At 51.8% G+C, this 8,683-nt stretch carries 6 protein-coding genes, 1 tRNA gene and 2 rRNA genes; 6 read left to right on the plus strand and 3 right to left on the minus strand.

Annotated features, from left to right (window positions below; translation table 11 throughout):
• Window positions 1–3 precede the first annotated feature (3 nt).
• From MUU51_RS09750 to MUU51_RS09775, 6 genes are all read left to right on the plus strand, one after another.
• The gene (locus MUU51_RS09750) at window positions 4–3,114 is read left to right on the plus strand and encodes an efflux RND transporter permease subunit (RefSeq protein WP_258967668.1); all 3,111 of its coding nucleotides are present in this window, start codon (window positions 4–6) and stop codon (window positions 3,112–3,114) included.
• 264 nt (window positions 3,115–3,378) lie between these two features.
• Window positions 3,379–3,600, plus strand: a complete 222-nt coding sequence (locus MUU51_RS09755; protein ID WP_038256116.1) for a lipoprotein — start codon at window positions 3,379–3,381, stop codon at window positions 3,598–3,600.
• Between the two features lie 475 nt (window positions 3,601–4,075).
• Window positions 4,076–5,101, plus strand: coding sequence for an amino acid ABC transporter substrate-binding protein (locus MUU51_RS09760; protein WP_159772389.1), 1,026 nt, complete (start codon window positions 4,076–4,078; stop codon window positions 5,099–5,101).
• A gap of 67 nt (window positions 5,102–5,168) precedes the next feature.
• Complete coding sequence (locus MUU51_RS09765; protein ID WP_159772392.1) at window positions 5,169–6,350, plus strand: amino acid ABC transporter permease; 1,182 nt, start codon at window positions 5,169–5,171, stop codon at window positions 6,348–6,350.
• A 9-nt stretch (window positions 6,351–6,359) separates the two neighbouring features.
• Complete coding sequence (locus tag MUU51_RS09770; protein ID WP_258967669.1) at window positions 6,360–7,463, plus strand: amino acid ABC transporter permease; 1,104 nt, start codon at window positions 6,360–6,362, stop codon at window positions 7,461–7,463.
• Between the two features lie 7 nt (window positions 7,464–7,470).
• Window positions 7,471–8,229, plus strand: coding sequence for an amino acid ABC transporter ATP-binding protein (locus MUU51_RS09775; RefSeq protein WP_110510642.1), 759 nt, complete (start codon window positions 7,471–7,473; stop codon window positions 8,227–8,229).
• A gap of 94 nt (window positions 8,230–8,323) precedes the next feature.
• Here the strand turns inward: MUU51_RS09775 and rrf (MUU51_RS09780) are convergent.
• From rrf (MUU51_RS09780) to rrf (MUU51_RS09790), 3 genes are all read right to left on the minus strand, one after another.
• A 5S ribosomal RNA gene (rrf, locus tag MUU51_RS09780) occupies window positions 8,324–8,439 on the minus strand.
• 36 nt (window positions 8,440–8,475) lie between these two features.
• A tRNA-Thr gene (locus MUU51_RS09785) sits at window positions 8,476–8,551 on the minus strand.
• A 14-nt stretch (window positions 8,552–8,565) separates the two neighbouring features.
• Window positions 8,566–8,681: ribosomal RNA gene (gene rrf, locus MUU51_RS09790) — 5S ribosomal RNA — on the minus strand.
• Between the last annotated feature and the right edge of the window lie 2 nt (window positions 8,682–8,683).

The following is an 8,683-nucleotide window of genomic DNA, read 5'->3' on the forward strand; positions in this document are numbered from 1 at the left end:
ACTATGTCCAAATTCTTTATTCAGCGCCCGATTTTCGCCTGGGTGCTGGCGATCATTATGATGATGGCGGGCGGGCTTGCGATCATGCAATTGCCTGTCGCACAGTACCCGACCATCGCGCCACCGGCTGTGGCCATTACGGCAACCTATCCGGGGGCTGATGCCCAAACCGTGCAGGATACCGTCACCCAGGTTATCGAACAAAACATGAACGGTATCGATAACCTGATGTACATGTCCTCCACCAGCGACTCCGCTGGTAGCGTGACGATCACGCTGACATTCGAGTCCGGCACCGATCCTGATATCGCGCAGGTTCAGGTACAGAACAAGCTGCAACTGGCGATGCCATTGCTGCCTCAGGAAGTACAGCAACAAGGTATCGGCGTCGAGAAATCAAGCAGCAACTTCCTTATGGTTGCGGGTTTTGTTTCCGATAATAAGAGCCTGACACAGGATGATATTTCCGACTATGTCGCCTCTAATGTGAAGGACACCATCAGTCGTACATCGGGTGTTGGGGATGTTCAGCTTTTTGGCGCGCAGTATGCGATGCGTATCTGGCTTGACAGCAATGCGCTGAACAAATATCAGTTGACGCCCCTGGACGTCATTAATCAACTGAAAACACAAAACAACCAGATTGCCGCAGGTCAACTAGGGGGAACGCCGTCCATTCAGGGTCAACAGCTTAATGCCTCCATCATTGCCCAGACGCGTCTGAAAACACCTGAGGAGTTTGGCCGCGTCACGCTGAAAGTGAACCCGGATGGTTCGATGGTCCGTCTCACTGATGTGGCCCGTATCGAACTTGGCGGCGAAAACTACAATATGGTGACGAAAATTAATGGCCAGCCCGCAACAGGCTTGGGCATTAAGCTGGCGACCGGCGCTAATGCGCTGGATACCGCCACTGCCATCAAAACTAAGCTTACAGAGCTACAGCCGTTCTTCCCGCAAGGGTTGAGGGTGGTCTACCCGTACGACACCACGCCGTTTGTGGAAATATCTATTCGCGAAGTGGTGAAAACGCTGTTTGAAGCCATCATCCTTGTCTTTCTGGTGATGTATCTTTTCCTGCAGAATCTACGCGCAACACTGATACCTACCATTGCAGTGCCTGTCGTACTGCTGGGCACATTCGCCATACTGGCGGCATTCGGCTTCTCTATCAATACATTAACGATGTTTGGGATGGTGCTCGCCATCGGCTTACTGGTCGATGACGCCATCGTCGTAGTAGAGAACGTTGAACGTGTGATGGCGGAAGAAAAACTGCCGCCTAAAGAAGCGACGCTGAAATCAATGGCTCAGATACAGGGCGCTCTGGTCGGTATCGCAATGGTACTCTCCGCCGTGTTTGTACCGATGGCTTTCTTCGGCGGATCGACAGGTGCGATTTATCGTCAATTCTCACTGACGATTGTTTCAGCGATGGTGCTTTCGGTTCTTGTCGCGCTCATTCTGACACCAGCGTTATGCGCCACGCTGCTTAAGCCTGTGTCTGCCGAGCATCACGAAAAGAAAGGCGGCTTCTTTGGCTGGTTCAACGCGCTGTTTGACAAAAGCGTCGACCATTACAGTAACAGCGTTGGCGGGATTTTACGCAAGACCGGGCGTTATTTGCTGCTGTATGTCCTTATTGTCGGCGGGATGGCGGTCTTGTTCCTGCGTCTGCCAACCTCCTTCCTGCCGAAAGAGGACCAGGGGGTATTCATGACGATGGTCCAGCTACCTGCCGGCGCGACGCAGACACGTACGCAGCAAGTGATGGAACAAATTGAAAATTATTATCTGAGCCAGGAAAAAGCCAACGTTAAATCAGTATTTACCGTTAATGGCTTTAGCTTTAGCGGCCAGGGACAAAACTCCGGTATGGTCTTTATTAGCCTGAAACCATGGGAAGAACGTCCTGGCAAAGAAAATAGCGTGGGGGCGATCGTCTCACGGGCAACTAAAGAATTCAGTCAAATCAAAGATGGTCTTGTATTCCCATTCAACCTGCCCGCTATTCTTGAGTTGGGCACCGCAACTGGCTTCGACTTTGAGCTAATTGACAAGGCCAACCTCGGTCATGAAGAACTCACCAAAGCGCGAAATCAGTTACTGGGTATGGTGAGAGAACATCCTGACTTGCTGGTGCGCGTGCGACCTAATGGATTAGAAGATACACCTCAATTCAAACTGGATATCGACCAGGAAAAAGCGCAGGCGCTGGGTGTTAGTCTGTCGGATATCAACCAGACAATTTCCACCGCTCTGGGCGGCACATATGTGAACGATTTTATCGATCACGGTCGCGTCAAAAAAGTATACGTACAGGCGGATGCCCCGTTCCGTATGTTGCCCAGCGACATCAATAATTTCTATGTGCGCAGCGCAAATGGCGAAATGGTTCCCTTCTCAACCTTCAGTTCAGCACGCTGGATTTACGGCTCGCCACGTCTGGAACGCTACAACGGTACGCCTTCAATGGAGTTGCTGGGCGAAGCGGCGCCAGGCAGAAGTACCGGGGAAGCGATGGCGCTGATGGAAAGCCTGGCATCAAAACTGCCAAGCGGAATCGGTCACGACTGGACGGGCATGTCATACCAGGAACGACTCTCCGGTAACCAGGCTCCCGCCTTATATGCGATCTCACTAATCGTCGTATTCCTTTGCCTTGCCGCACTGTACGAAAGCTGGTCTATCCCGTTCTCGGTGATGCTCGTTGTCCCACTCGGCGTGGTGGGTGCGCTTCTGGCGGCTTCGCTTCGCGGAATGAACAACGATGTGTACTTCCAGGTGGGTCTGTTGACCACAATCGGTCTTTCGGCCAAAAACGCCATTTTGATTGTCGAGTTTGCCAAAGATCTGATGGATAAAGAGGGCAGAGGGCTGATTGAAGCCACTCTTGAAGCGTCGCGCATGCGTCTGCGACCGATTCTGATGACGTCACTGGCATTCATCCTCGGCGTAATGCCGCTGGTTATCAGTTCGGGTGCTGGCAGCGGAGCGCAAAATGCGGTGGGTACTGGTGTAATGGGTGGCATGTTAACCGCAACATTACTGGCTATCTTTTTCGTTCCTGTATTCTTTGTGGTTGTCCGAGGAAGATTTAGTCGAAGTAAATGATAACTAAAATAAAAAAGGTGCTTTAAGCGCCTTTTTTATTTACTGTAGAGATGTGAACATCATCGCCCCTTAAAAAACCAACATTTTATTCTGCATATTTTCTACATAATTAGCGGGATATCCGCCAAAACCTCCACGATGTTTACAGAGCAAATAAATTGAGATTATTTGCAGCTCTCATCCAGTCAGACTCCAATGATAAAATCGTCGTAATTCCGCACGGCAGGTGTTTTATAACCGCCGCGGTTTAATCGAGGTAATATCATGAAAAGATTGATTTCAGTTGCATTGCTGACCGCTTTGCTCGCAGGCTGCGCACACGACTCACCTTGCGTGCCGGTTTATGACGATCAGGGGCGGCTGGTTCATACCAATACCTGTATGAAGGGCACGACGCAAGATAACTGGGAAACGGCGGGTGCTATCGCCGGTGGCGCAGCTGCACTGGCAGGTTTGACGCTCGGCATCGTAGCCCTCACTAAATAATTAAACGTAAGCGCGGGCCCCCGCGCTTTTGCTTCATGGGGGTGCAAAACCGCGTTCGAAAGTAAAAAAATCGCCTTGTTTCTGCCCTTCATAAAAACAATTCCGTGTTTTTAATCGCGCATCCATAATTTAAAATGATTATGCCTGTGAATTGGCGTGAGCGATTTCACATATTATTGCCATTCATTCTCACATCAATATTAACCCCCGAAATCATTTCTCTTTCTCGTCTCAATCCTGAAACTTTTTCGCTCTGATTTGTGGCACAGGTTGTAATTTTGCACCATCTCAGGGCGCTTGTTTTTTTCTTTCCTGTCTACACTCACTTTATTGCTTCCCCAAGGCTCAATATCAGGCGGTTGCAATTCTGGCATTCCCTTTGCTTTACAGGAAATGGCCATGGCCACAGACAGGTTTCGGCGTTCCCCCGGACGTCTAATTAATAACGATAAATCTTCGCCACACAGGATGCTTTATGAAAAAGATGATGATCGCCAGCCTCACAGCGGCGGGCGTACTGTTTGCAATTTCAAATCAGGCACATGCAGGTACCACTTTTGACGCCGTTAAAAAGAAAGGCTTCGTTCAGTGCGGGATCAGTGATGGATTGCCGGGCTTCTCTTATGCAGATGCTGACGGAAAATTTACCGGTATTGATGTGGATGTCTGCCGTGGCGTGGCCGCAGCGGTATTTGGTGATGCCAGCAAAGTGAAATATACCCCACTGACCGCGAAGGAACGTTTCACCGCCCTTCAATCAGGCGAAGTGGATTTGCTGTCCCGTAACACCACCTGGACCTCTTCCCGCGATGCGGGCATGGGCCTCTCCTTTACCGGCGTAACTTATTACGACGGCATCGGCTTCCTGACTCACGATAAAGCCGGGCTGAAAAGTGCAAAAGAGCTGGATGGCGCGACCGTCTGCATCCAGGCCGGTACCGATACCGAGCTGAACGTGGCAGATTACTTCAAAGCCAACAACATGAAGTACACCCCGGTGACCTTCGACCGTTCTGACGAATCAGCAAAAGCTCTGGAGTCCGGACGCTGCGATACCCTGGCCTCTGACCAGTCGCAGCTGTATGCGCTGCGTATCAAACTGAGCAAACCGGGTGACTGGATTGTTCTGCCAGAGGTGATTTCCAAAGAGCCGCTGGGCCCAGTGGTTCGCCGTGGCGACGACGAGTGGTTCTCCATTGTGCGATGGACGCTGTTCGCCATGCTGAACGCAGAAGAAATGGGGATTAACTCTAAAAACGTTGATGAGAAATTTGCCAGCCCATCAACCCCAGATATGTCGCATCTGCTCGGGAAAGAGGGTGATTTCGGCAAGGATCTGAAGCTGGATAACAAGTGGGCCTATAACATTGTTAAACAGGTCGGGAACTACGCTGAAATCTTTGACCGCAACGTCGGCGAAGGCAGTGCACTGAAGATCAAACGTGGCCAGAACAACCTCTGGAATAACGGTGGGATACAGTACGCGCCGCCGGTTCGTTAAGTTTTACGCTGTGACGGGCATCGCTTCGGCGGTGCCCAACCTGATGTTCTGGTCATTGAGGTTTACTATGTCCCAACGCCGCCTGACCGTAAAAGGATCGCTCTCCTTTTCCAACCCCACGGTTCGCGCCTGGCTGTTTCAAATCCTTGCGGTAGTGGCGGTCGTCGCTATTGCTATCTATTTGATACACAACACCATTACCAATCTGGACAAGCGGGGCATTACCTCTGGGTTTGCTTTTCTCGACAGAAGCGCGGGCTTTGGCATCGTTCAACACTTAGTTGATTATCAGCAAGGTGATACCTATGGCCGGGTTTTCCTGGTCGGTTTACTGAACACTCTGCTGGTTTCTGCGCTGTGTATTATCTTTGCTTCCTTCCTTGGCTTCTTTTTGGGGCTAGCGAGACTCTCCGAAAACTGGCTGCTGCGTAAGCTGTCGACGGTCTATATCGAGACGTTCCGTAATATTCCGCCGCTGCTGCAAATCTTCTTCTGGTATTTTGCCGTACTACGTAATTTACCTGGACCGCGACAGGCGGTGAACGCCTTCGAACTGGTGTTCCTCAGCAATCGCGGACTCTATATTCCTTCCCCGCAATGGGGTGAAGGAGTGCTGGCTTGTACTGCCGCGCTCGTCATTGCCGGGCTGCTGAGCGTCGGGCTTTTTCGCTATAACAAAACCCATCAGATAAAAACAGGCCAACTGCGACGCACCTGGCCGACGGCCCTGGCGCTGGTTATCGCGCTACCGTTGCTCGCTCACTGGACCTTTGGCGCTGCACTGCATTGGGATATTCCTGCACTTCAAGGGTTTAACTTCCGCGGCGGTATGGTACTGATCCCCGAACTGGCGGCTTTAACGCTCGCACTCTCGGTTTATACCTCCGCATTTATTGCCGAGATCATCCGTTCTGGTATCCAGGCGGTGCCTTTTGGGCAGCATGAAGCGGCCCGGTCGCTTGGGCTGCCCAATCCTGTGACGCTGCGCCAGGTCATTATTCCCCAGGCGCTCCGCGTGGTTATCCCACCACTCACCAGTCAGTATCTGAATATTGTCAAAAACTCATCGCTGGCCGCGGCCATTGGTTATCCCGATATGGTTTCGCTGTTTGCCGGTACGGTGTTAAACCAGACCGGTCAGGCAATTGAAACAATCGCTATCACCATGTCGGTGTACCTCATTATCAGTCTGAGCATTTCACTGTTGATGAATATCTATAACCGCCGTAAGGCACTGATTGAGCGCTAAGGGGTCATGATGACAAAAGCACTTCTGTCTCACGCTGCGCGGCCGGACGGTGCAAAGCGTAATCAGTCTCTGACGTGGATGCGCAAGAATTTGTTCTCCAGCTGGTCTAACTGCCTGTTGACGCTCTTTGCGCTGTGGCTGATGTGGGAACTCATTCCGCCATTGCTGAACTGGGCTTTTTTACAGGCGAACTGGGTGGGAACGACTCGCGCTGACTGTACTAAGGCGGGTGCCTGCTGGGTGTTCATTCATCAGCGCTTCGGCCAGTTTATGTATGGGCTTTACCCCCATGACCAGCGCTGGCGCATTAATACTGCGCTGATTATCGGCCTGCTGTCGATCGTACCGATGTTCTGGAATGCGATGCCACGCCGTGGTCGTTACATTGCCTGTTGGGCGGTCATTTATCCCATTGTGGTGTGGTTTCTGCTGTATGGCAGTTTCTTTGGCCTGGAGAGAGTAGAGACGCGGCAATGGGGTGGCCTGACGTTAACGCTGATTATCGCGTCGGTCGGGGTTGCTGGGGCATTACCGCTCGGCATTCTGCTGGCGCTTGGACGCCGTTCGACCATGCCGGTGGTACGCGTTCTTTCGGTTATTTTCATCGAATTCTGGCGCGGCGTGCCCCTGATAACCGTACTGTTTATGTCGTCGGTGATGCTACCGTTGTTTATGTCCGAAGGTACAAGCATCGACAAACTTATCCGCGCGCTAGTCGGTGTGGTGTTGTTCCAGTCGGCCTACGTGGCAGAAGTGGTGCGCGGAGGCTTGCAGGCTCTCCCAAAAGGGCAATATGAAGCCGCGAGTTCGCTGGCCCTGGGCTACTGGAAAACACAGGTGCTGGTCATTCTTCCCCAGGCGCTGAAGTTAGTGATCCCTGGCCTGGTCAATACCATTATCGCGCTGTTTAAAGACACCAGTCTGGTGATCATCATTGGCCTGTTCGATCTGTTCAGCAGCGTCCAACAAGCGACCGTCGATCCGGCATGGCTCGGGATGTCGACGGAAGGCTATGTCTTTGCCGCACTGATCTACTGGATCTTCTGTTTTAGCATGTCGCGCTACAGCCAGCATCTGGAAAAGCGCTTTAACACCGGGCGTACACCGCATTGAGGAAACTATGAGTCAAACATTACTACAACCGGCGGATGCGATGATTACGCTGGAAAACGTCAATAAATGGTACGGACAGTTTCACGTTCTGAAGGACATTAATCTGAACGTGAAACAGGGTGAGCGTATTGTTTTATGCGGGCCTTCAGGCTCAGGGAAATCAACTACGATCCGTTGCATTAATCATCTGGAAGAACATCAGCAGGGCCGGATCGTCGTTGATGGCATCGAGCTCAATGAGGATATTCGCAATATCGAGCGAGTGCGTCAGGAAGTGGGAATGGTATTCCAGCACTTCAATTTGTTCCCTCATCTGACCGTGTTGCAAAACTGTACTCTGGCTCCAATATGGGTGCGAAAACTACCAAAGAAAGAAGCAGAAGCCCTGGCGATGCACTATCTGGAGCGGGTTAGGATCGCGGAACACGCTCATAAGTTTCCCGGCCAGATTTCAGGCGGCCAGCAACAGCGCGTCGCGATAGCGCGCTCACTGTGTATGAAACCCAAAATTATGCTGTTTGATGAGCCGACATCCGCGCTCGATCCGGAAATGGTGAAGGAGGTGCTCGACACCATGATTGGCTTGGCCCAATCCGGGATGACGATGCTATGCGTAACGCATGAAATGGGTTTTGCCAGAACCGTCGCCGACCGGGTTATCTTTATGGACAGAGGTGAAATCGTCGAACAGGCACCTCCGGAACAGTTCTTTGCAAATCCAAAATCTGAACGTACCCGCGCGTTTCTCTCGCAGGTCATCCACTGAGCCTTTTCCTCCCCAAATGGGGAGGATTTTTCCATTTCAGATCGCAGAAAAGCAAAAAGCCCAGTCATAAGACTGGGCTTTTTGCTTAATTGATGTCTGGCAGTTCCCTACTCTCGCATGGGGAGACCCCACACTACCATCGGCGCTACGGCGTTTCACTTCTGAGTTCGGCATGGGGTCAGGTGGGACCACCGCGCTGTTGCCGCCAGACAAATTCTTTTATCTGCCGAACTTAACCGTTAAAACTGGTGCTGATACCCAGAGTCGAACTGGGGACCTCACCCTTACCAAGGGTGCGCTCTACCAACTGAGCCATATCAGCACACTTAATTTGATGCCTGGCAGTTCCCTACTCTCGCATGGGGAGACCCCACACTACCATCGGCGCTACGGCGTTTCACTTCTGAGTTCGGCATGGGGTCAGGTGGGACCACCGCGCTGTTGCCGCCAGGCA

It is taken from the genome of Scandinavium manionii (assembly GCF_024764775.1).
GTDB classification, from domain to species: Bacteria; Pseudomonadota; Gammaproteobacteria; order Enterobacterales; family Enterobacteriaceae; genus Scandinavium; species Scandinavium manionii.